Origin of the sequence: Mycolicibacterium vinylchloridicum, assembly GCF_013404075.1 — a bacterium.
GTDB lineage: Bacteria > Actinomycetota > Actinomycetes > Mycobacteriales > Mycobacteriaceae > Mycobacterium > Mycobacterium vinylchloridicum.
Window position 1 is genome coordinate 48,779 of record NZ_JACBJQ010000010.1, and the last position, 23,538, is coordinate 72,316.

General features: G+C 69.0%; 23 protein-coding genes. 4 read left to right on the top strand and 19 right to left on the bottom strand.

Annotated features, from left to right (window positions below):
• Position 1: 1 nt before the first annotated feature.
• From HPC46_RS10850 to HPC46_RS10920, 15 genes are all read right to left on the bottom strand, one after another.
• Entirely contained in the window at positions 2–775 is a 774-nt protein-coding gene (locus tag HPC46_RS10850; RefSeq protein ID WP_179469607.1) for a polyprenol monophosphomannose synthase, read from the bottom strand.
• A complete protein-coding gene (gene lnt / locus HPC46_RS10855) occupies positions 772–2,508 on the bottom strand; it encodes an apolipoprotein N-acyltransferase (RefSeq protein WP_179469806.1) in 1,737 nt (578 codons plus the stop codon). Before lnt ends, HPC46_RS10850 begins: the two co-directional genes overlap by 4 nt.
• Positions 2,501–4,093 (bottom strand): amidohydrolase, encoded by a 1,593-nt coding sequence (locus tag HPC46_RS10860; RefSeq protein ID WP_179469609.1) that lies wholly within the window; start codon positions 4,091–4,093, stop codon positions 2,501–2,503. Before HPC46_RS10860 ends, lnt begins: the two co-directional genes overlap by 8 nt.
• A gap of 43 nt (positions 4,094–4,136) precedes the next feature.
• Positions 4,137–4,610, bottom strand: coding sequence for an FxsA family protein (locus HPC46_RS10865; protein ID WP_179469611.1), 474 nt, complete (start codon positions 4,608–4,610; stop codon positions 4,137–4,139).
• A 61-nt stretch (positions 4,611–4,671) separates the two neighbouring features.
• Positions 4,672–5,055, bottom strand: a complete 384-nt coding sequence (locus HPC46_RS10870) for a PPOX class F420-dependent oxidoreductase (RefSeq protein WP_179469613.1) — start codon at positions 5,053–5,055, stop codon at positions 4,672–4,674.
• Between the two features lie 5 nt (positions 5,056–5,060).
• Complete coding sequence (locus HPC46_RS10875) at positions 5,061–5,441, bottom strand: PPOX class F420-dependent oxidoreductase (RefSeq protein ID WP_005144357.1); 381 nt, start codon at positions 5,439–5,441, stop codon at positions 5,061–5,063.
• A 9-nt stretch (positions 5,442–5,450) separates the two neighbouring features.
• Complete coding sequence (gene cobN, locus HPC46_RS10880; protein ID WP_325096625.1) at positions 5,451–9,023, bottom strand: cobaltochelatase subunit CobN; 3,573 nt, start codon at positions 9,021–9,023, stop codon at positions 5,451–5,453.
• 33 nt (positions 9,024–9,056) lie between these two features.
• Positions 9,057–9,974: a haloalkane dehalogenase gene (locus HPC46_RS10885; protein WP_179469615.1), complete on the bottom strand. Its 918-nt coding sequence runs from the start codon at positions 9,972–9,974 to the stop codon at positions 9,057–9,059.
• Positions 9,975–9,992: 18 nt separating this feature from the next.
• Positions 9,993–10,613 (bottom strand): TetR/AcrR family transcriptional regulator, encoded by a 621-nt coding sequence (locus tag HPC46_RS10890; RefSeq protein ID WP_179469617.1) that lies wholly within the window; start codon positions 10,611–10,613, stop codon positions 9,993–9,995.
• Between the two features lie 20 nt (positions 10,614–10,633).
• Positions 10,634–11,188: a peroxiredoxin-like family protein gene (locus HPC46_RS10895; protein ID WP_179469619.1), complete on the bottom strand. Its 555-nt coding sequence runs from the start codon at positions 11,186–11,188 to the stop codon at positions 10,634–10,636.
• A gap of 72 nt (positions 11,189–11,260) precedes the next feature.
• Positions 11,261–11,701, bottom strand: coding sequence for a hypothetical protein (locus HPC46_RS10900; protein WP_179469621.1), 441 nt, complete (start codon positions 11,699–11,701; stop codon positions 11,261–11,263).
• A complete protein-coding gene (locus HPC46_RS10905; RefSeq protein WP_179469623.1) occupies positions 11,698–12,939 on the bottom strand; it encodes a DUF58 domain-containing protein in 1,242 nt (413 codons plus the stop codon). The genes HPC46_RS10900 and HPC46_RS10905 overlap by 4 nt, the downstream gene beginning before the upstream one ends.
• Positions 12,939–13,907, bottom strand: coding sequence for an AAA family ATPase (locus tag HPC46_RS10910; protein ID WP_179469625.1), 969 nt, complete (start codon positions 13,905–13,907; stop codon positions 12,939–12,941). Before HPC46_RS10910 ends, HPC46_RS10905 begins: the two co-directional genes overlap by 1 nt.
• Positions 13,904–14,380 carry a hypothetical protein gene (locus tag HPC46_RS10915; protein ID WP_179469627.1) on the bottom strand — a complete coding sequence of 159 codons (477 nt, stop codon included), beginning with the start codon at positions 14,378–14,380 and terminating at the stop codon, positions 13,904–13,906. The genes HPC46_RS10910 and HPC46_RS10915 overlap by 4 nt, the downstream gene beginning before the upstream one ends.
• Complete coding sequence (locus tag HPC46_RS10920) at positions 14,377–15,327, bottom strand: DUF4129 domain-containing protein (protein WP_179469629.1); 951 nt, start codon at positions 15,325–15,327, stop codon at positions 14,377–14,379. The genes HPC46_RS10915 and HPC46_RS10920 overlap by 4 nt, the downstream gene beginning before the upstream one ends.
• 72 nt (positions 15,328–15,399) lie before the next feature.
• Here HPC46_RS10920 and cobG point away from each other — a divergent pair, with 72 nt between their 5' ends.
• From cobG to HPC46_RS10940, 4 genes are all read left to right on the top strand, one after another.
• Positions 15,400–16,512, top strand: coding sequence for a precorrin-3B synthase (gene cobG, locus HPC46_RS10925; RefSeq protein WP_179469631.1), 1,113 nt, complete (start codon positions 15,400–15,402; stop codon positions 16,510–16,512).
• A gap of 16 nt (positions 16,513–16,528) precedes the next feature.
• Positions 16,529–17,155 carry a precorrin-8X methylmutase gene (locus tag HPC46_RS10930; protein WP_179469633.1) on the top strand — a complete coding sequence of 209 codons (627 nt, stop codon included), beginning with the start codon at positions 16,529–16,531 and terminating at the stop codon, positions 17,153–17,155.
• A 14-nt stretch (positions 17,156–17,169) separates the two neighbouring features.
• Positions 17,170–18,696, top strand: a complete 1,527-nt coding sequence (locus tag HPC46_RS10935; RefSeq protein ID WP_179469810.1) for a precorrin-2 C(20)-methyltransferase — start codon at positions 17,170–17,172, stop codon at positions 18,694–18,696.
• Positions 18,697–18,770: 74 nt separating this feature from the next.
• Complete coding sequence (locus tag HPC46_RS10940) at positions 18,771–20,177, top strand: HNH endonuclease signature motif containing protein (RefSeq protein WP_179469635.1); 1,407 nt, start codon at positions 18,771–18,773, stop codon at positions 20,175–20,177.
• Here HPC46_RS10940 and HPC46_RS10945 read toward each other — a convergent pair.
• From HPC46_RS10945 to HPC46_RS10960, 4 genes are read right to left on the bottom strand one after another with little or no spacing between them, the layout of a single operon-like run.
• Positions 20,106–20,834: a cobalt-precorrin-6A reductase gene (locus HPC46_RS10945; protein WP_179469637.1), complete on the bottom strand. Its 729-nt coding sequence runs from the start codon at positions 20,832–20,834 to the stop codon at positions 20,106–20,108. The genes HPC46_RS10940 and HPC46_RS10945 overlap by 72 nt on opposite strands.
• Positions 20,834–21,589, bottom strand: coding sequence for a precorrin-4 C(11)-methyltransferase (gene cobM / locus HPC46_RS10950; RefSeq protein ID WP_179469639.1), 756 nt, complete (start codon positions 21,587–21,589; stop codon positions 20,834–20,836). Before cobM ends, HPC46_RS10945 begins: the two co-directional genes overlap by 1 nt.
• Positions 21,586–22,788 carry a precorrin-6y C5,15-methyltransferase (decarboxylating) subunit CbiE gene (gene cbiE / locus HPC46_RS10955; protein ID WP_179469641.1) on the bottom strand — a complete coding sequence of 401 codons (1,203 nt, stop codon included), beginning with the start codon at positions 22,786–22,788 and terminating at the stop codon, positions 21,586–21,588. The genes cobM and cbiE overlap by 4 nt, the downstream gene beginning before the upstream one ends.
• A complete protein-coding gene (locus HPC46_RS10960; RefSeq protein ID WP_179469643.1) occupies positions 22,785–23,528 on the bottom strand; it encodes a decaprenylphospho-beta-D-erythro-pentofuranosid-2-ulose 2-reductase in 744 nt (247 codons plus the stop codon). The genes cbiE and HPC46_RS10960 overlap by 4 nt, the downstream gene beginning before the upstream one ends.
• Positions 23,529–23,538 lie beyond the last annotated feature (10 nt).

Consider the following 23,538-nt stretch of genomic DNA (forward strand, 5'->3'; position numbering starts at 1 on the left):
TCTAGCGGACGACGCCGCGGGCGCGGTCCATGCGCCCGCTGATGCCCCACTGGGCGACCTTGACCATCGCTTCGCGGATGTTCGAGCCGCTCATCTTCGACACCCCGAGTTCGCGCTCGCGGAACGTGATCGGCACCTCTTTGACCGTGAAACCGCTGTTGATCGTGCGCCACGTCAGGTCGATCTGGAAGCAGTACCCCTTGGAATCGACGGCCGACAGGTCGATCTTCTCCAGTACCTCGCGCCGGTAGGCGCGGTAGCCGGCGGTGATGTCGTGGATGTCGACGCCGAGTAGGACCCGCGAATAGGTGTTGGCGGTCTTGGACAGCACCAGCCGCCGGTGCGGCCAGTTGCGCACCGTGCCGCCGGGCACATAGCGCGATCCGATGGCCAGATCCGCGCCGTTGTCGATCGCGTCCAGGAGCCGATACAACTGCTCGGGGGCATGGCTGCCGTCGGCATCCATCTCGACCAGCACGTTGTACTGCCGGCCCAATCCCCAGGCGAACCCCTCGAGGTAGGCCGCACCGAGGCCGTCTTTGGCGGTGCGATGCATGACGTGGACGCGATCCGGGTCGGCCAGCGACAGCTCGTCGGCGAGCTCGCCGGTGCCGTCGGGGCTGCCGTCATCGACGATCAGCACGTGGACGTCCGGGCAGGCCTTGTGCACCCGGCCCACGATCAGCGGCAGGTTCTCCAGCTCGTTGAATGTGGGGATGATCACCAGGGTGCGCTGGCTGGGCGGCTCGGCGCCCGTGTTGCCCCGGTCGGTCATGACTCTCCTTTGTCGTGCTGTCCGGCCAGAGCTGAGGATGATTCGCCCTGCTCCGGCGGGTTATCGCCGTCGTCTCCGCCCCCGGACATGCTGTTTGCGTCCCGTTGCCGCTTTCTGCGGCGCAACGGACGCATGAACCAACCATTGTGCAGTATGACGGCCATGACAACGGCAAGGGCGGCCCCGACCAGCACCCATTGCACCCACGGCCCCCAGCGGGTGGCCGGCGTCAGGCTGGTCTTGAGCCGTACGGCCATGTCGAGATAGCCCGGCGTGAAGAACTGGGTCCGGCTCAGCTCATGCCCATCGGGCGCGATCACCGCGCTGATCCCGACGGTGCCGGCCACCACCACGTAGCGGTCGTGCTCGACGGCGCGGGCGCGGGCGAAGGCCAGCAGCTGCTCGCTCATGTTCTGGTCGAAGGTCGCGTTGTTGGTCGGAACGGCCAGCACCTGTGCGCCGTCCAGGACCGACTCACGCAGCGCCCGGTCGAAAATGACCTCCCAGCAGGTCGCCACCCCGACCGGCACCCCTGCGGCGTGCACCACCCCCGAGCCGTTACCGGGCACGAAGTATCCGGCACGGTCGGCGAACGACGACAGATGCCGGAAGAAGCCCCGCCACGGCAGGTACTCGCCGAACGGCTGGATGATCTGCTTGTCGTGCCGCTCCCCCGGCCCGGTGACCGGGTCCCAGACGACGACGGTGTTCGACGCGAAAGGGTTCTCCGGCGTCCAGTCCGGGCGCGCCGCGACGGTGCCGACCAGGATAGGCGCACCGATCGCCTGCGCGGCGACGCTGATCTGCGCAGCGGCGTCTGTGTTGGTGTACGGGTCGATGTCCGAGGAGTTCTCCGGCCAGATCACGAACTGCGGCTGCGGCGCCCTGCCCGCGTGCACCTCGTCGGCCAGCTGGACGGTCTGGCGGACGTGATTGTCCAGGACGGCGCGACGCTGAGCGTTGAAATCCAGCCCGAGTCGCGGCACATTGCCCTGGATCGCCGCGACGGTGACCGTCGGCTCGTTGCCTGCGCCACCGGCGGCGCGGCGCACCTGCGGGGCGACCACCGCGGTGGTCAGAAGTACTGCGGTGATGCACAGTCCGGGCAGCAGCACGCCGGGCAGCGACACGTGTTCTGCTGGCTTTTCAGTGCCGCCGCGCAGCATCCAGCGCACGATCTCGAGTGTCAGCGCGGCCAGCGACGTGCCGAGCAGCACGACGCCGAACGACAGCAGCGGCACCCCGCCGAGTTGGACCAGCGACAGGAACGGACCATTGGTCTGCCCGAAACCGACTACGCCCCAAGGGAATCCGCCGAATGGCACCGTCGCCTTCAGCCACTCCTGCAGCGACCACACCAGCGCGAGCCACAACGGCCAGCCCGGCAGCTTGCGCACCACGACGGCAAGCACGCCGAATAGCGCCGGAAACAAGGCCTCCATCGCGGACAGCGCCAGCCACGGCACCGGGCCCACCAGCCCGCTGATCCACGGAATCAGCGGGATGTAGAACGCGAGCCCGAACAAGAACCCGTACCCGAGACCGCCGACCGCTGTCGTCCTGGGGTGCACCAGAACCCAGCTGAACATCGCGAAGCTCAGCACTGCCGACCACCACCAGCCGATCGGCGGGAAGCTGATGCACAGCAACAACCCGGCGGTCACCGCGACCAGCAACCGCATCATCCGCGGCGGCAGTGCGGTGCGCAACCATGTCACCAGCCGGCTACCCATGGAGGACGACACCGCGATGGACGGTCTGACGGCAGTGCGGCAGCGGCTCACCGGGATCCAGCCGCGGCAGTGCGGGCACCCGGGACTGCGCGTCGGTGGACCAGCGCTGCACGCTGTCGGCGGGAGCAGCGACCTCGGTCGGACCCGTTTCCCAGACCGCATAGGACGCTGGGGCGCCCGGCACGAGGGTGCCGCTGATCCCGTCGTTCTCGCCGCCGGCCCGCCAGGCACCTCGGGTAGCGGCGGCGAAGGCCGCCCGCACGGAGATCGCACTTCCGGGAGTCTGATGATGGCTGGCCGCACGCACCGTGGCCCAGGGATTGATGCTGGTCACCGGAGCATCTGAGCCGAACGCCATGGGCACGCCTGCCGATGCTAGTAGCGAGAACGGGTTGAGCGGGGCGGCTCTGCCGGAACCGAGGCGGCGGGCGTACATGCCTGTGGGGCCGCCCCACAGCGCGTCGAAATTGGGCTGCATGCTGGCCGTGATCCCGCACTGGCCGAGGACGGCGGCCTGCTCGGCGGTCACCATCTCCAGGTGTTCCAGCCGGTGCCCGCAGCGGGCCACCGCAGGCGCCCCGAACCGCTCGACAATCCGGGTGACGGCGTCGACCACGGCACCCACCGCGGCGTCGCCGATCACGTGGAATCCCGCCGTCACGCCGGCATCTGTGCAGGCGATCAGATGCTCGGCGATGCCGTCGGCGTCCAGGTAGCAATTCCCGGTGGTGTCCGGGGCGTCGGCGTACGGCTCGCACAGCCAGGCCGTGTGCGAGCCGAGCGCGCCGTCGACGAACAGATCACCGGCCAGCCCGCGCGCACCGGTCTCCTCGATGAGCGCCCTGGCCTGTGCGGCGCTGGACACCGCCTCGCCCCAATAGCCGATGATCTCGACGCCGTGGGAGGTGGTGCGCAGCTCCTGCCAGTCGTCGAAGCCGCCGATATCGGGTCCGGCGCACTCGTGCGCGGCAACGATTCCCGCGGCGGCCAGTGCATCAAGCGCGGCCAGCCGCGCATCGGTGCGCTGCCTGGCGGTCAGCAGTCGGCGGGCCTCGCCTCGGACCAGGTGGTGGGCGTCGGCCGACAGCGGACGGTGCGGGTCGTATCCGGCGACCGCCGCCAGCCCGGGCACCAGGTCCCGCAGTGCCGTGGAGGCCACGGCGGAGTGCACGTCGACGCGGGCGAGATAGGCCGGCACGGCGCCGGTGACGGCGTCGAGTTCCGCGGTGCTCGGGGCGTCGTCGCGCGCCCAGCCGGTGTCATCCCAGCCGTGTGCCCAGATCGGTTGGCCCGGATGGGCCGCGGCATGCTCGGCGACCATCCGCAGGAAGTGCTGCTTGGAGGTCGCCGCCGTCAGGTCCAGCCCGGTCATCAGCAGGCCGGTTGACGTCAGGTGGATGTGACTGTCCACGAAAGCCGGCGCTACGAAGCCGCCCTGCAGGTCGACGATCTCGGCGTTGCCGAACTGCGAACGGCCCACGTCGTCGCTGCCCAGCCAGGCGACGACGCCGTCACGGACCGCCATCGCGGTGGCATCCGGATGCGACGGGCTGTGAATGCGCCCGCCGAGCAGCAGTGTGGTCACGGTGGATCAGTCTGCCCCGCAGCGGCGAGGTGGCCGGAGGGGGTCAGTAGCGCCGGACGATGTTGGCGTCGTGGACCGGGCCGTAGACCTGGTCCTCCACGATCTCGCCGTCGATGTAGTCGCCGCGGCCGGGATAACCGGGAGCGGTCAGGTTCACGACGCTGACCCGGCGGGCGATGCCCCGGGTGAGCAGCGCCCCGGCCACCGGACGCACCACGCTGCGGGTCGGCGGGAGCAGCATCAGCGCGCCGAGCGCGGTGCTGACCAGCCCGGGGATGAAAACCAGAACGGTGCCGAGCGCAACGAGCATGCCGTCGGCGACGGCGCCGTGCGGATCGGTGCGGGTGCGCTGAAGCTTGAGGATCTGGCGCTTGACCTGGGAACCGGCCAGCGCGACGCCGACCACCGAGGTGGCGAGCAGGATCAGCAACGTCCACCCGAGCCCGACAGACCAGGTCAAGGCAGCCAGAACCGCGATCTCGACCAGGGCGTACACGAAAAACGTCCGCAGCACCATGCATGGGCAACGAGTCGGCGCGACGGCGGGTTCCGGCCAGCCTGATAGCAGCCTGTGAGTTCTAGTGCGCAGTGATCTCGAGGGCGACGTGGACCTTGTCGATACCGCCCCGGACCAGGCTGTGCAGGTAGAACCACCACGAGTGCTGCCAGTAGCGACGCAGCACCTTGTTGTAGACGGCGCGGGTCTCCGCGTCGGGCAGCACCCGGGCCGTCGCCTGCACCGCCACACCCTTGGGCTTACCGAGCGAATGGGACTCGGCGATGGTGACCCGCGGGGTGTTGCGAATCCGCTTGACCTTCCAGGACACCCGGTCGGTGATGACCAGCAGACGGTCGCCGTCGGGCACTCCCCAGACGGCCGTCGGCTTGGGAGTCCCGTCCTTGGTGAACGTGGTGAGCAACAGATACTTCGCCTGCGCGACGTCGTGGAAGGTGGGGGGCATCCGCGTCAAGCAGCCCGCAGTTCCAGGCCGATCGTGCGGTTGGTGCCGCCGCGCAGCTTGCTGAAGAAGTTGAAGACGTGGCCGACGATCCCGTAGCGCTTGCCGATCGCCTGGTAGACGCGTTCGGTCTGCGACTCGTCGAGCACGCTCGCCACGCCCTCCACGGCTTCGCTCTTCACGTTGCCCCGCATATCGCAGATCGCGACGGTCACCCGCGGGGTGTTGCGGATGCGCTTGACCTTCCACGCGTTCTTCTCGCTGATCACCAACGCGGTGTCCCCTTCTGGGACAACCCACACCGGGGTCGGCTTGGGCCGCCCGTCCTTGGTGAACGTGGTCAACGTGATGTATTTAGCCTGGACGACCTCGGCAAACGTAAGCGGCATCTCGCCAATCTAGCGCGCTTCGAGATCACCCTCAGTTTCCAGCAGCACCTGCCGCAGCCCGTCCAGCGTCGCCTGATCGGGGTTCTCCCACATGCCGCGCCCGACAGCCTCGAGTAGCCGCTCCGACATGCCGTGCAGCGCCCAGGGATTGGACTCGTTCATGAACTTGCGGTTCTCCGGGTCCAGCACATAGGACTCGGTGAGCTGCTCGTACATCCAGTCGGCCATGACCCCCGCGGTGGCGTCGTAGCCGAACAGGTAGTCCACCGTCGCAGCCATCTCGAAGGCACCCTTGTAGCCGTGCTTGCGCATCGCGGCCATCCACCGCGGATTGACCACGCGGGCGCGGAAGACCCGGGTGGTCTCCTCGGACAGCGTGCGGGTGCGCACGGCGTCGGGACGGGTGTTGTCGCCGATGTAGGCCTCGGGCGCCCGCCCGGTGAGTGCGCGCACGGTCGCGACCATGCCGCCGTGGTACTGGAAGTAGTCGTCGGAGTCGGCGATGTCATGCTCGCGCGAGTCGGTGTTCTTGGCGGCGACCACGATTCGGCGGTACTGGGTGGACATGTCGTCTCCCGCCGGTTTGCCGTCGAGTCCGCGGCCGTAGGCGAACCCGCCCCACGCGGTGTACACCTGCGCCAGGTCGGCGTCGTCACGCCAGTTGCGGCTGTCGATCAGCTGCAGCAGGCCGGCCCCGTAGGTGCCCGGCTTTGAGCCGAAAATGCGCGTCGTGGCGCGCCTTTCGTCACCGTGTTCGGCGAGGTCGACCTGCGCGTGGGCCCGGACGAAGTTCTGCTCGACCGGCTCGTCGAGGCCTGCGACCAGGCGCACCGCGTCGTCGAGCATCGTGACGACGTGCGGGAAGGCGTCCCGGAAGAAGCCCGAGATCCGCACCGTCACGTCGATGCGCGGACGGTCCAGTTCGGCCAGTGAGATGGCCTCCAGGTCGACGACGCGACGGGAGGCGTCGTCCCACACCGGCCGGACGCCCAGCAGCGCAAGGACTTCGGCGATGTCGTCGCCCGAGGTCCGCATCGCCGAGGTGCCCCACACCGACAGCCCGACGGATCGCGGCCAGTCGCCGTGGTCGGCGCGGTAGCGTTCGAGCAGCGAATCCGCCATGGCCACACCGGTGTCCCAGGCCAGCCGGGACGGGACAGCCTTGGGGTCGACGGAGTAGAAGTTGCGCCCGGTGGGCAGCACGTTGATCAGACCGCGTAGCGGCGAACCGGACGGCCCCGCCTCGATGAACCGGCCGTCCAACGCGCGCAAGATCTGGTCGATCTCCGCGGCCGTGCCGGCCAGCCGCGGTACCACCTCCGTGGCCGCGAACCGCAGGATCGCCGCGACAGCCGCGTCGTCGGTCAGCTCACCGACCCGGCCGGCATCCCAGCCGGTGGCCTGCAGCCCGGCCAGCAGCGCCCGAGCCTGCTGCTCGGCTTCGTCGACGGCGGCCCGATCGGCGGTACCGTCCTCGGCCAGCCCGAGGGCCTGACGCAGGCCGGGCAGGTGCTGTTCACCGGCGAAGAGTTGGCGTGCCCGCAGGATGGCCAGTACCAGGTCGAGCTCGGCCTCACCGGCCGGCGCGGTGCCCAGGATGTGCAGGCCGTCGCGAATCTGGACGTCCTTGATCTCGCAGAGCCAGCCGTCGACGTGCAGGAGCATGTCATCGAAGGAGTCATCCTCTGGCCGCTGCGCCAGGCCCAGATCGTGGTCCATCTTCGCCGCGCGCATCAACGTCCAGATCTGCTGGCGGATGGCGGGCAGCTTGCCCGGGTCGAGTGCGGCGATGTTCGCGTGTTCGTCGAGCAGTTGTTCCAGCCGCGCGATGTCGCCGTAGCTTTCCGCACGGGCCATCGGCGGAATCAGGTGATCGACCAGGGTGGCGTGGGCCCGGCGCTTGGCCTGAGTGCCCTCCCCCGGGTCGTTGACCAGGAACGGGTAGATCAGCGGCAGATCACCCAGTGCCGCGTCGGTCCCGCAGGCCGCCGACATGCCAACGGTCTTGCCGGGCAACCACTCCAGATTGCCGTGCTTGCCCAGATGCACGGCGGCGTGCGCACCGAACCCGTGCCGCAGCCACAGATAGGTGGCCAGGTAGTGGTGACTCGGCGGCAGATCGGGATCGTGGTAGATGGCCACCGGGTTCTCACCGAATCCGCGCGGCGGCTGGACCAGGATCACGATGTTGCCGGATTGCATTGCGGCAACCACTATCTCGCCAGCCGCGTCACGGCTGCGGTCCACGAACAGTTCACCCGGCGGCGGACCCCAGTGGGTGATCATCGCCTCGGTCAGCTCAGCGGGCAGCGTGGCGAACCATTCCCGGTATTGCGCTGCGGGGATCCGGATCGGGTTGCCGGCCAGCTGACCGTCGGTGACCCAGTCCGGGTCTTGGCCGCCGCGTTCGATCAGCGAGTGCATCAGGGCGTCACCATCGCAGGCGTCGACGCCGGGAACCTCGCCGATGCGGTAACCGGCATCGCGCAGCGCGCGCAGCAGTGCGACGGCGCTGGCCGGGGTGTCCAGTCCGACCGCGTTGCCGATCCGCGAGTGCTTGGTCGGGTACGCCGAAAACACCAGGGCCAGGCGCTTATCGGCCGGGGCGACCCGGCGAAGCATGGCGTGCTTGACGGCCAGGCCGGCCACCCGAGCGCACCGCTCGGGGTCGGGCACATAGGAGATGAGCCCGTCGGAGTCGATCTCTTTGAACGAGAACGGGACCGTGATGATGCGACCGTCGAACTCCGGCACCGCCACCTGGGTGGCGACATCCAGTGGGCTCAAGCCGTCGTCGTTGTCAGTCCACGTGGCCCGCGAGCTGGTCAGGCACAATCCTTGCAGGATCGGGACATCAAGGGCGGCAAGGTGTTTGACGTTCCAGCTGTCGTCGTCGTGGCCTGCCCCGGCGGTCGCCGGCCGGGCTCCGCCCGCGGCCAGCACGGTCACCACCATGGCGTCGGCGGTGCCGAGCAGTTCCAGCAGTTCGGGTTCGGGTGTGCGCAGCGACGTGCAATAGACCCCAAGTGCACGGCCGCCGGCCTGCTCGATCGCATCGGCGAGCGCCTCGATGTAGGCGGTGTTGCCGGCGAGCTGCTGGGCGCGGTAGTACAGCACCGCGATGGTCGGCCCGTCAGCCAGCCCACTCGCCCGGTCCAGCACTCCCCATGCCGGGGTTTGCGACGGCTGGTTGAAGCCGATTCCGGTCATCAGCAGGGTGTCGGACAAGAAGGCATGTAGCTGCCGCAGGTTTTCCACCCCGCCCTGGGCCAGGTAGACATGGGTCTGGACGGCGATGCCCGCGGGCACCGTGGAGCGCTCCATCAGGTCGGCGTCGGGGGCCTGCTCCCCGCTGACGACGATGGCCGGGCAGCCGCTGGCCACCACTTCGTCGATGCCGTCCTGCCACGCCCGATAGCCGCCCAGGATGCGCACCACCACCAGGTCAGCGCCGTCGAGCAGCTCGGCCAGCTCACCGTCGATCAGTCGTGCCGGGTTGGCCCACCGGTAGTCCGCGCCGCTGGCTCGGGCGGTGATCAGGTCGGTATCCGACGTCGACAACAGCAACACGGTGGAAGACACCCACCATTCGTACCGTATGGGCCGGGTGGTGCCCTATTCGGCTCGGGGGTTGGCGCGCACGAACGTCACGACCGCCTCGGCCAGTTCACGTCCCTTGTCCTCTTGCAGGAAGTGGCCGGCTCCGGCGATGGTCACATGTGACTGTCCACGTGCGCCAGGGACGTGGCCCCGCAGCACCGGCTCAGCAGCACCGGTAATCGGATCTGAGTCGGAAAACGCTGACAGGAAAGGCTTTTCGAAGCGACCCAGCGACGCCCATGCCTTGCGGTTGGCTGGCGTCGCCGGGTCGTCCGGACTGATCGGGACGAGCATGGGGAACTGCCTGGCCCCGGCCTGATAGCTGGCGTCCGGGAACGGTGCGTCGTAGGCCGCGATCGTCTCGGCCGACAACGTGGACAGGGATCCGCCGTTGACGATCTGGCCGGCCGGGAACAACGGCACTTCCTGACTGAACTTCTGCCACGCGAGGAACGCCTCACCGGGGTGATGATCACCCGTCGGCAGCATGGTGTTGGCCGCCACCACCCGGGCGAACCGATCCGGATGCTCGCCGACCAGGCGCAGTCCGATCAGGCCGCCCCAGTCCTGACAGACCAGCGTGATGTCGGCAAGACCGATCTCCTCGATCGCCGCCCACATCCAATCCACGTGCGCCTGATAGGTGTAGTCGTCGCGGCTGGTCGGCTTGTCGCTGCGCCCGAAACCGACGAGGTCGATCGCCACCGCACGCAGTCCGGCCTCGACCAGCACCGGGATCATCCACCGGTACAGGTAGCTCCACGATGGCTCGCCGTGCAACAACAGCACCACCTCACCGTCGGACGGGCCCTCGTCGAGGTAGTGCATGCGCAACGTGCCGCCGTCGCCGGAATCGACCTCCACGTAGCGCGGGGCGAAAGGGAAGTCGGGCAACGCGGCGAAACGCTCGTCGGGGGTGCGCAATACATCCATGGGTGGTGCTCCTTTGCACTAGCGGGTTGGTTCTGGTTGATCGGTCGGGGCGGGCTTCCACCGCCGAAGCTGCGCCCGTGCCATATCGACCGCGTCGCGCATCGGGGTGATGTCGGCGCGCACCCGGCCGACCAGCATGCCGCCCTGCAGCGATGCAATAACGTTGGCGGCCAATCGATCCGGATCGACGTCGGCGCGCAGATCGCCGTTGTCCCGCATCGTGCGCAGCCCGTCGGAAAGCAGTGCCACCCATCGGCCGAACGCGGCATCGACACGCGGCCGAAAGCTTTGGTCGTCCATCAGCTCGGCAGCCAACTTGCCCAACGGGCACGCGAACGGCCCGCCGGGAGCCGAGTGCATCTGCACGATGCCGGACAGCCAAGAATCCACCGTTGCCCACGACTCGATATGCATCAGCCCGGGTTGGGCGGCGAGCACGATCTCCAGCTGCCGATCGATGACGGCTCCGACGAGCTCGGCCTTGTCGTTGAAGTAGTGGTAGAGCTGGGACTTTCCGCAACCCGCCACTGCGAGCACGTCGTCAAGACTGGTTGCGCGGACACCACGTTGGTAGATCAGCACCGCCGCGGCGTCCACGATCGCGGCACGAGCCCGCCGGCCCCGCTCGGTCACCGGCACCGGCTTGGCCGTTGCGCCCCTCAGCGCCGCGCCTTGGCGTGCTGGAGCAGTTCGTCGACGGACCATTGATCCCCGGCGTGCTTGCCGTACTTGGCGTCGATGACGGTGCCGTTGGTGTCGATCAAGATGTCGGCGGGCAGACCGAGATGGCCCCCGTTGGCTCGATGCATCCCGGCCTTCAGGCGCAATTTGCCGGCCAGAGACGGGTCCATCATGCCCTTGAAGATCGGTGCCACCGAGCGCGGATCGATTACCGATCGGACCGAGGTCTCGACGCCGAATCGTCGGTAGAGCGTCCGGTCCGGATCGGCGACGAGATCGAACGGCAGGTCATCGACGTAGGTCTCCAACTCCTCGGGCGTGGAGTGGAACAGCACCACCTCGCGGATGCCGTTTGCCGTGATCTCGTCGTAGCGCTTGACCACCGACTGCAGGTGCACATTGCAGATCGGGCAGCCAGCAAAACGCCGAAACTGAAGGTGGACAACCTTTTCCGGGTCAGGAACGCTGACCGTGACGCCGTTGATGGAGTGCAATTCGTCGGCTTGGACGATGTCGCCCGGCTTGACCCGCATCGATGCTCCCGTCGGTCGCGGCGCCACAGTCAATGCACCGTCGCTCCAGCCTTACCGGCCGAAACTGTACTGTCAAGTCCAGTTTTCTCGTGCGGGTCGCTCGGCGCGCAGGAACGGGCTCAGCGCAAGGCCGATCACGGCCACGCCGGCGACCGGGGCGAGCAGCGGCAGCCACGGCACTCCGGCAGGCAGCGTGGTGGCCAGTACCCCTACCGCGGCGAAACCGGCGATACCCACGGCCGTCGCCCGGGTCAGCGCTGCGTGCATCAGCACCAGATACGCCGCGGCACACACCCCCGATACCGCCGCCGGCATCGGTTGCGGACCGGAGAGCGCGATGGCGCCGATCACGGCGAGCACCGCCACGGTGGCCGCCGCCCGCAGATAGAGCCCGGCCAGCACCGCGATCAGGGCCACCGCAACCGCGACCATGCCGCGTTCGTCGGCGCCCAGGGCGGCCGAGCCGGCCGTCACCGCCCCGAAGGCCGTCGCCAGCAGCCGCCGCGACGTCATGAGATGCGCCGGGCGCGGTCGGGCACCAGGCTCATCGCCTGATCGAGGGGGACGTCGGCGGGCCAGGACACCACGTCGACACCGATCACCTTCATGTCGCGGTACATCGCCGAGCGTTGCAGCGCCCACATGCGCTCGAGGATCGGGTCGTTGCCGTCGGCGAACGGCCAGCCTTCGAGCACGTCGACCGCCACGACCGGGTGCCCGCGTTTGCACAGGTTGATCAACGCCAGCGCGAATTCGGTGTCGAGCATGGTGGAGAACCCGACGACGACCGCGCCGGGTGGGACGGCTGCGCGCGGCGCCAATGTGCCTGCGGTGTCCTGGTATTCGCTGCCCACCCCGAGCGCGGCGTCGAGTATCCGGTAGAACTGCCTGCGGCCGATATCGGCACCGAGCCACCGGGGCCGACGGCCGCCGAGCCCGACGATGCCGGCCCGGTCACCGTTGCGCAGCGCGGTCTGCACCACCTGGGTGGCGCCGCGCAGGATTCGCTCGGTGACCGCCGTGGCCGGTCCGGCCGGCTGTGCGCTCATGTCGACGAGCACGACGACGTCGGCGGCGCGGTCGGTCAGCCGTTCGGTGACGTGCAGGCTGCCGCGGCGTGCGCTGACCGCCCAATTCACCGCGCGCAGTTGATCTCCCGGAAGGTAGGGCCGAATATCGGCGAACTCGACACCGGGACCGATGTGGCGGGTCAGGTGGGTGCCGAGCCGATCGGGCAGCTCGGTTCGGGGAATCCCGGTCGGCTGCGGGGGTGCGACCGGGAAGACGAAAAGGTCGGCGGCATCGATGATCGCGGTGCCGGTCAGCAGTCCGCCGGCCGCCACGACCTCCACCCGGGTGCGCAGTGGGTAGCGGCCCCACCGCGGCGCCTCGGCGGACACAGTTGCGCGAGTGCGATCGCTCTCGATCGTCTCGGTCAGCAGTCCGGGCACCGCGCACACCGTCAGCGTCGCGTCGGGCGAGTCCCCCACCAACTCGGCGCTCAGCTGCATCCGTTCGTTCTCGAAACACCGCGTCAACGCCGGGCGCCCCACCACCGCTGCCGTCGCCGGCTTGCGCTGCCACCCGATCGAGGCGAGCACCCCGAGCATGGGCGCCACGAACGCGATCAGCTGCCACCGCGCCCCGATCACGGCAACCGCCAGTGCGGCACCGGCGCACGTGACGATCGCCCGAGTCAACGGCGATGCACTCCAATGTAATTCGGCCTCGGTGTGACGGGCGTCCGTCATCACTGTCCCTGACCACGCGCTCGCGGGACCGGCAGCCGCCGCAGCAATTGTTCGACCACATCGGAGCCGTGCACGCTGCGCACCCACATCTCCGGCCGCAGGCTGATCCGGTGCGCGATCGCCGCAACGGCGAGCGCCTTCACGTCCTCGGGGATCACATAATCCCGGCCGGACACCAGCGCACGGGCCCGCGCCAGCTGGACGAGGTCGAGTTCGGCACGCGGGCTGGCTCCCACCGCCACCTGCGGATGGCTGCGGGTGGCCGTCGCGATGGAGACTACGTAGTGCAGGACGTCGTCGTGTACAGATACCTGCTCCACCGATTCCCGCATGGCCAGAAGGTCTTTGGCGTCCACCACCTGGTTGATCGTCGCTTCCGCCGACCCCCGCTCGATGCGGCGGCGCAACATCGACGCCTCCTCGGTCTCGGAGAGATAGTTCAGCGCGACCTTGACCGCGAAACGGTCGAGCTGAGCTTCCGGCAGCGGGTAGGTGCCCTCGTACTCGATCGGATTGTCGGTGGCCAGGACGATGAACGGCGAAGGCAGCTGGTGAGTTTCGCCGTCGATACTGACCTGACGCTCGGCCATGGCTTCCAAGAGCGCGGCCTGCGTCTTGGGCGGGGTCCGGTTGATCTCGTCCGCCATCAACAGATTGGTGAAGATCGGGCCGGGGCGGAACTCGAAACGGCCCGATTGCATGTCGTAGATCGTGGAGCCGAGCAGGTCGGCGGGCAACAGGTCAGGGGTGAATTGGACTCGGGTGAAACGCAAACCCAGCGCGGCGGCGAATGAGCGTGCGATCAGTGTCTTGCCCATGCCGGGCAGGTCTTCGATCAGCACGTGGCCGTCGGCCAGCACCGTGGTCAGGATCAGCGTGAGCGCAGCGCGTTTACCCACCACCACGCGTTCGATCTCGTCGAGTACCGCTTCGCAATAGGCCGTCATCGCCGGGGCCGGCATCGTCATATGTCCCCCATCCGTCGCAGGATCTCCTGGAGCGTGGCGTACCCGGGCCCGGGTTCGCGGCCACGGCCGTGGACGACGTTGTTGGGATCCACCCAGCACCACAGGTCGTCGCCGAACACGATGCGACCGGTCGCCTGCAGTCCCGCCGGATCTCGCTGCCGGGTGGCGAGCACGAACTCACGCGCCAGCCTGGGCCGTAGATGCCGATCCCAGTCGCCTCGGGTGGCATCGGCCCACTGAATCGTCGACTCGGTGCGAGACCGCCAGCGCCGCAACGCTTCCGCGGGATCGTCAGCGCCAGGCTCAGCGGCGCTGCGATGTTGTGCCGCATCGAAGCTCAGCCGCGCAGCGAGAAGGAACACCACCAGCGCCAGTCCTGCCGCGGGCAGAACCCATTGCCGTGCACCCAGAACCACGGCAAGCACCTCTGCCCCCGCGACCAGGGCCAGGCCCCCGGCCACCAGGCGGATCACACCGGGCTCCGCAACTCGTCGAGAACGAGGCGCAGTGCGCGTTCGGCGGCCTCGCGATGACCCTCGTTCATCACGTGCGTGCTGAACCGGGCCTCGGCGAACAGGGCGACGAGTTCGGTTGCGCTGCCGGCGTGGATCGCTTCGTGCTCGACGGCGCGGGCGAGGACTTCCGATGGGGTGTCCGACTCCAGCGGCGCGGCGCCCGGAGCATTGGCCAGCGCGTGTTCCATCGCCGCATAACACGCGATGATGGCCTCGCGCGGCTCGCGGCTGAGGTCACCCACCTCGGCCAGACCCCGTTCGGCGGCCAGGGCCAGCGATCCCGGCCCCGGGGGCACGTGTTCGGTTGCGGCGTCGCGGGCATCGAGCGGGGTCACCGGCTCACGGCGGCGCACCCGCAGTACGACCATCCCGGCGAGGACCACCACCAGCAGGGCGGCCATCGCGAACATCAGATACCAGTAGACCGGGTCAGGGACGTCCGGCTCGGGCGCCGGTAGACGTGGGGTGGGGACCTGACCGGGCGGCGCCGTCCCGGGGGGCGTGTCGCCTGCCGGGGGTGACGGCGGTCCGCCCCGTAGCTGCGGCAGGCGCACCTGTGCCAGCAATGCGGCGACCAGCAGCCAGGCCAGGATCGCGGCGACGATGATGAGAACGAACCGCCAGCTCCGCCGCTCCCTACCGCTCCCGGCACCCGGAACCTCGTAGCGGGCGGCCGGTTTGGCGCGTCGCGGGTCGCGCAACGTCGCCACGATCGAGACGATGATCACCAGCAGGCAGGCGATCACCAACGCCAGCATCCCCAGCAGGCCCGCGGTGTGGTCGGCCGGTTGTTCGCGGCTAGCCGGCTGAGCCCCTGGCAGCTGCCCACGCAACGCCACCCCGAGCAGCAGCACCAAAGCAACCAGTGCGGCCACCCGCACCTGCGCCGCCCTGGTCCCAGACATCTACGGGCTGCGAACCTCGAAGTCGGTGGCAGCCGTCGCCATGGCCCGAACATACGCCCGTACGGTGGACGGGTGAAGCGTTTGCGCGACGACGACGCCTGCCCCGGTGCCCTGCAGGTGCACCAGGCGGCCGACGGCGCGCTCGCCCGGTTGCGGCTGCCCGGCGGAATGATCCGTGCGGCGCAGCTGGAAGCTTTGGCGCACACGGCCACCGAGTTCGGCAACGGCACTCTGGAGCTGACCGTGCGGGGCAATCTTCAGCTCCGCGGAGTACGCGACGCGGGTGCGGTCGCCGATGCCGCTGCGGCCGCCGGCTTGCTGCCATCGCCCAGCCACGAGCGGGTCCGCAACATCGTCGCCTCCCCGCTGTCGGGCCGGGTCGGCGGGATGGCCGATGTGCGGCCCTGGGTGACCGAACTGGACAGCGCCATCCAGGCGGACCCCGCCCTGGCGCGACTGCCCGGCCGGTTCCTGTTCGGGCTCGACGACGGACGGGGCGATATCGCCGGCCTCGGGGCCGACGTCTGCGCGCGTGTGCGCGACGACGGTGTGGCGCTGTTGCTGGCCGGCCGCGACACCGGGATCCGCATCGAACCGGCCGAGGTGATCGCCGCATTGACCACCGTCGCCCGCCGGTTCACCGAGATCCGTGGAAATGCTTGGCGGGTAGTGGAATTGGATGACCCGGCCCCGTTGGTCTCGGATTTCCAGCCGACCGCCGGGGCCGGGGCGACCTGCCCGCCGGTGCTGCGGCCGCCGGTCGGCTGGATCACTCAGGACGACGGCGAGGTGACGCTGGGCGCCGCGATTCCGTTGGGCGTGCTGGCGGCCCGGCAGGCGGAATTCGTCGCCGCCATCGGCGCACCCGTTGTCATCACGCCCTGGCGCTCTCTGTTGGTCTGCGATCTGGCCGAAGGGGTGGCCGACACGTCACTGCGGGTACTCGCCCCGATGGGACTGGTATTCGACGAGAACTCGCCGTGGCTGGACATCAGCGCCTGCGTCGGCAGCCCCGGCTGTGAGAAGTCACTGGGCGACGTGCGCGCCGAGGCGACCCGGGTGGCCGCCGAGGAAGCCATCGACGGGCACGTGCACTACGTGGGTTGCGAGCGGGCGTGCGGCAGTCCCCCGGCTGGTCAGGTGTTCGTGGCGACGGCGGAGGGGTTCCGGCCCGCGTCGCGGTAGGCCGTAGGGTGATCGCGTGCTCGACTACATTCGCGACGCCGCCGAGATCTATCGGCAGTCGTTCGCGACGATTCGCGCCGAAGCCGACCTGACCCCCTTCCCCGGGGATGTCGCACGCGTCGTCGTCCGGCTGATCCACACCTGCGGGCAGGTTGACGTCGCCGAGCATGTGGCGTTCACACCCGGTGTCGTCGCCGCGACGCATGCCGCCCTGCTTGCCGGGGCGCCGATCCTGTGTGACTCGTCGATGGTCGCCGCCGGGATCACCGCCGCCCGCCTGCCGGCCGGCAACGAGGTGGTGTCGCTGGTTGCCGATCCGCGGGCGCCGGAGCTCGCCCGGCGGACCGGGAACACTCGCTCGGCGGCCGGGGTGGAGTTGTGGGCCGAGCGACTGGCCGGAGCCGTGGTGGCCATCGGCAACGCGCCGACAGCCCTGTTCCGGCTGCTGGAGCTGGTCGACGAGGGTGTGCCGGCCCCGGTGTCGGTGCTCGGTGGCCCGGTCGGGTTCGTCGGTTCCGCACAGTCCAAGCAGGAGCTGATCGACTCACCGCGCGGGATCGAGTACCTGGTGGTGACCGGCCGCCGGGGTGGCAGCGCAATGGCAGCGGCCGCGGTGAATGCGATCGCGAGTGAGCAGGAATGACTGCCGAGTCGACGATGCCGCCCGAGGAACGAGGGCGGAGGAGCAGCGAGGCGATCGGCGTGGGAACTCTCTACGGGGTGGGTCTCGGTCCGGGCGATCCGGAGTTGGTGACGGTCAAGGCCGCCCGGATCATCGGCGCGGCCGACGTGGTGGCCTATCACAGCGCGCGGCACGGTCGCAGCATCGCGCGGCGCATCGCCGAGCCGTATCTGCGGGCCGGCCAGATCGAGGAACATCTGGTCTACCCGGTGACCACCGAGACCACCGAGCACCCCGGCGGTTATGCAGGCGCGATGGAGGACTTCTACCGCGAGTCGGCCGAACGCATCGCCGCCCACCTCGATGCCGGGCGCGATGTCGCGCTGTTGGCGGAGGGCGATCCGCTGTTCTACAGCTCCTATATGCACATGCACACCCGGCTGACCGAGCGGTTCAGCGCGGTCATCATCCCCGGTGTCACGTCCGTCAGCGCGGCCTCCGCGGCGATCGCCACTCCCCTGGTGACCGGCGACGAGGTGCTGTCGGTGCTGCCGGGAACCATGCCGGTACGCGAACTGGCCCGCCGGCTGGCCGATGCCGACGCCGCGGTGGTGATGAAGCTGGGCCGGACGTATCCACAAGTGCGGGAAGCACTTTCGATGGCAGGCCGCCTCGACGAGGCGTTCTACGTCGAGCGAGCCAGCACCGACGCGCAACGGGTACTGCCAGCCGGTGACGTCGACGCCGAATCGGTGCCGTACTTCTCGCTGGCGATCTTGCCGGGCGGAGCCGGAGGGTCGGCGACATCGGACATCAGTGAGCGAGCCAAGCCCGTCACGAGCGGTGTCACGGTGGTCGGGCTGGGCCCCGGTGACATCGACTGGATGACACCGCAGAGCCGCCGGGAGCTGGCCGCGGCCACCGACCTCATCGGCTACGGGCCCTATCTGGACCGGGTGCCCGCGCAGCCCGGGCAGCGCCGGCACCCCAGCGACAACACCGACGAACCCGCGCGGGCGCGGTTGGCCTGCGAACTGGCCGAGCAGGGTCGCACGGTGGCGGTGGTGTCCTCCGGTGATCCGGGGGTGTTCGCGATGGCGACCGCGGTGCTCGAGGAGGCCAAGCAGTGGCCGAACGTCGCGGTGCGGGTGATCCCGGCGATGACGGCCGCACAGGCCGTGGCCAGCCGGGTCGGCGCCCCGCTGGGGCATGACTACGCGGTGATCTCACTGTCCGACCGGCTCAAACCGTGGGACATCATTGCCGCCCGGCTCTCGGCGGCCGCCGAAGCGGACCTGGTGCTGGCGATCTACAACCCGGCGTCCAAGAGCCGCACCTGGCAGGTCGCGGCGATGCGCGAGCTGCTGTTGGAGCATCGCGAACCGGGCACGCCCGTGGTGATCGGCCGCGACGTGGCCGGACCGCACGAGTCGGTGAAGGTCGTGCACCTCGGCGATCTGGATCCCGCCGACGTCGACATGCGCTGCCTGCTGATCGTGGGCTCGTCGCAGACGCAGTGGTACGGCGACACGGTCTTCACGCCCCGGCGCTATCCTCAATAATTTCTTTGGGCTCATTCGCCACAGCGGTCACATTTCGACGATTCTTGTCGGCTTATCGAACTAATGTTCGAATCATGTTGGACGCTTTGGACGACGTACTGACAGCCTGGGACAAGGTGGCTGCGTTGCCGGCCGCCGACATGGCCGCCCCTGAAATGCTGGTCGCGCTCGAGCGAATGGAACGGCTGCGCCGACTGCTGCCCGCGGTCGAACACACCGTCCTGACCCAGCTGCAATCACAAACGACACCAGTCGCCGTAGGCGCCAAATCCTGGCGCTCGGTGCTCACCCAGCGCCTCGGGATCAGCAGTGCCGACGCCGGCCAGCGGCTGGCCGAGGCCGCCGAGCTCGGGCCCCGGCTTTCCATCACTGGGGAGACCCTGCCGCCGGTGCTGCCCACGACCGCCGCCGCCCAAGCCCGCGGGGAAATCGGGAGCGACCACGTGGCCGTGATCCGGTCGTTCATGGACCATCTGCCCGCAGCCGTCGATGGGGCGACCCGCGAGCATGCCGAAGCTCAACTGGGAGGGCTGGCGGGCGGACTCACGCCGGAAGGACTGCGCAAAATCGCTCACCAGCTGATGGCCATGATCAACCAGAACGGCAGCCTCGAGGACGAACGCGACCAGGCCCGCAAGCGTGGGCTCACCATCGGGCCGCAACAGGTCGACGGCATGAGCCGGGTCACCGGCTGGGTCGACCCGGAACTGCGGGCGGCAATGGACGCCACCAACGCGAAACTCGCCGCCCCCGGCTACTGCAATCCCGACGACGAAACACCCTGCGTGGACGGCACACCCAGCGAAGCACAGATCACCGGCGACACACGCTCGGCCGCGCAACGCACCCACGACGCACTCAAGACGGTGTGCATCGCCATGCTTTCTTCTGGACAACTCGGCCAGCACAATGGCCTGCCCGTCACCATCGTCGCGACAACCACATTGGAACAGCTGACGTCGGCCGCCGGGCTGGCCCACACCGGCGGTGGCAGCTATCTGCCCATGCCGACGCTCATCCGGATGGCCGCCCGAGCCTACCCCTATCTGACGGTGTTCGAATCGCCAAGAGAGATCAAGCTTTACTACGGGCGCTCTCGGCGTACGGCGTCGCCCGGACAACGCCTTGCCCTCTTCGCAATCGACAAGGGCTGCACAAAACCCGATTGCACGGCACCCGCCTACCAAACCCAGGTCCACCACGCCAGCAGGGACTTCGCCCTCGGCGGCAACACCGACATCAACGAACTCACCCTGGCCTGCGGCTGCGACAATCGGATGGTCAACAACGGCCCCGCTGGATGGACCACCCGAAAACGCCGAAAAGACAACAGAACCGAGTGGATACCACCACCGCACCTCGATCGCGGACAAACCCGGGTGAACTACTACCATCACCCTGAAGAACTGCTATGCCGCGAGACGCACTACCCAGTCGACAGCCTCGTCGACGGTGCCGACCGCGTGCACTCCGGCGGGTAGCGCCGGCCGGTCGATCATCACGACGGTGACGCCGAGGTCCTTGGCGGCGGCTAGCTTCGCCGCCGTCAGCGCTCCCCCGCTGTTCTTGGTGACCAGCACGTCGATTCGGTTGTCCCGCAGCAGTGCGCACTCGTCGTCGTAGCCGTACGGCCCGCGGGACAGCAGCACCTCGTGGTGTCGCGGCAGCGCGTCCGGGTCCGGCGGGGTCACGACCCGGATCAGGAACCACGCGTGACTCCACGTGAACGGACGCACCCCGGAACGCCCGGTGGTGAGGAATATCCGGGAGAACCCCTGTTCGGCAACGACTTCTGCGGCCTCGACGTCGGAGGCCACCCGGATCGCCCCGGCGGGGTCCCACGCCGGTCGGGACAGCACCAGGTGGGGCAATCCCAGGTCGGCGCATGCCTGCGCGGCGTGTGCGGTCATCGTCGCCGCGAACGGGTGGGTGGCGTCGACGACCGCGCCGATCTGGTTGGCGCCCAGCCATTCCCGCAAACCTGCCACCCCGCCGAAGCCGCCGACGCGAACCGGTCCGGCCGGCAGCGCCGGGTCGGGCACTCGTCCGGCCAGCGAGCTGACGATGTCGTAGTCCGGGTGCAGCCTGGTCGCCAATGCGCGCGCCTCACCGGTGCCGCCCAACAGCAGGATCCGCATCAGTGCCTGCTCCCCCGGGTTCTTCCCGAGGAATACAGGTAACTGTCGGTGAACCCTTCTGCGGCAAGCACATCGCCGACGATGATCACCGCGGTCTTGGTGATCTCCGCATCGTGCATCTGTCCGGCGATATCGGCCAGGGTGCCGCGCAGCACGACCTCCCGGGGCCAGCTGGCGAACGCGACGACGGCGACCGGGGTTTCCGGCAGGTAGCCGCCCTCGATGAGCTGCGGGACGATCGCGTCGATCCGGTGCGCGGCCAGGTGCAGGACCAGCGTGGCGCCGGGCCGGGACAGGGTGATCAGGTCCTCGCCGTCGGGCATGGCCGTCGACAGGGTGGCCACCCGGGTCAGTGTCACCGTCTGGGCCACGCCGGGGACAGTGAGTTCTCGCCCGAGTGCGGCGGCAGCGGCGGCGAATGACGGTACCCCAGGCACGATTTCGTAGACGATGCCGAGTGCGTCGAGGTGCCGGCACTGCTCGGCCAGTGCACTGTAGATCGCGGGATCACCGGAGTGCAGCCGGGCCACGTCGTGTCCGGCGGCGTCGGCATCGGCCAGTTCGGCGATGATCTGCTCCAGGGTCAGCGGGCCGGTGTCGACGACCTTGGCATCCTCGGGGCACAGTGCGAGAAGATCGTCGGGCATGATCGACCCGGCGTACAGGCACACCGGGCATCGTTGCAGCAGCCGCTGTCCGCGCACCGTGATCAGGTCGGCCGCGCCGGGTCCCGCGCCGATGAAATACACCGTCACTGCTTGGTCACCACCCATTGCGTGACGGGCATCGCCGGACGCCAACCGGTGAAGTCGCCCAGGGGCTCGGCCTCGTAGTGCTGGAATTTCCGTAGCTCGCCACCGAATCTCGAATGCCACTGGAAGACAAGTGCTTCTGATTCGACGGTGACGGCGTTCGCCACCAGCCGGCCGCCGACTGGCAGATGTTTCCAGCACGCATCCAAAAGACCCGGATTGGTGAGGCCGCCGCCGACGAAGATGGCCGACGGCCGCGGCACACCGTCGACGCCGCCGGTGCTGAGCTTGGCGTCACCGAAAGCCTCCGGCGCTTCGCCATGCACGTCGACGTCGGCGGCGTTGGCTGAGGCGTTGGCTCCGATGAACATCCGACGACGCTCGTCACGCTCGAAAGCCACTGCCGTGCAGCCGGGACGGCTACGGCACCACTCGACGGAGATACTGCCTGATCCGGCGCCGACGTCCCAGAGCCGCTCGCCCGGCCGCGGCGCGAGCGCCGCCAACGTCGCCAGGCGGATGGAGTGCTTGGTGATCTGCCCGTCGTTGACGAACATACTGTCGGTCAGCGTCCAGACCCGCCCGTCAGGCAGATAGCGCACGGCGATCACATGCAGGTCGTCGATGTCGGCGGGCGTCCCGTCAGCCCAATCCCGCGCGGTGCCGTCGTGGCGGCGCTCCCGTGGACCGCCGAGTTGTTCCAGGACAGTAAGTTCGGAGTCACCACGGCCAGAGTTGTTGAGCTGGATCGCCAGCGCTCTGAGGTCGGGTCCACCTTTGGACAACACGATCGCCTGGCCGCCGCGGCGCACCGCCTTTCGCGCGTCCGCGGTCATAAGACTGATCACCTCGGTGTCCTGGACCGACCACCCGAGCCGGGCGCAGGCCAGCGTCACGCTCGACACATGCGGCAGCACCGTCACCCGGTCGGCGCCGCACAGGCGGATGAGCACGGCACCGACACCGTGAAGCATCGGGTCGCCGCTCGCAACCACGTGCACGTCGCCATCGAAGTCGCGGACCGCATACAGCCCGTCCAGGAATGGCTTACCCCATTCCCGGCGTTCGGCTGTCACCGATCCGTCCAGTAAATCGAGCTGCCGCTGTGACCCGTAAACGACTGTCGCCCGGCGCAATTCAGCAGCAGATGCCGACACCAGCCCGGCCATGCCATCGGCACCGACACCGACCACAATGATCATCGGGGCATCCTCCGCCACACGAACCGCGGCGTCATCCGAAACGCGAAGGCCAACACCGCAAGGGGCGCGGGTACCCACACCGTGCTGCGGCCCGTGCGCAGAGCCCGGTCGGTCGCGTCGGCCACCTTGGCCGGCGTGGTGGACAGCGGCGCGGGCTTCATGCCCTCGGTCATCCGGCCGATCACAAACCCCGGCCGCACCAGCAGCAGCCGCACCCCGCTGCCGTGCAGTGCGTCGGCCAGCCCGGAGGCGAAGGCGTCCAGCCCGGCCTTGGCCGATCCGTAGACGTAGTTGGCGCGGCGCGCCCGCACCCCCGCGATCGAGGAGAACACCACCAGGGCGCCGCGAGCGGCTGCCCGCATTGCGGCGGACAGGTGGGTCAGCAGGCTGACTTGAGCGACGAAATCGGTCTGCATGATCGCGGCGGCGTGGTCGGCGTCGGCCTCCGCACGGGCCTGATCGCCCAGGATTCCGAATGCCAGCACGGCGGTGCCGATCGGGCCGTGCTCGGCCACCAGCCGCTGGATCAACGGGCCGTGCGAGGCCAGATCGTCGGCGTCGAATTCGACGGTGTGCACCGCGGTGGCCCCGGCCGCACGCACCGCGCCGATCTGCTCGTCGAGCTGGTCGGCACGCCGGGCGGCCAGCACCACGGTGGCGCCGGATGCCAATCGCTCGGCGACTTCGACACCGATCTCGCTGCGACCGCCGAAGATCACGACCGGACCCGTGTCATTCACGGCTGTGATT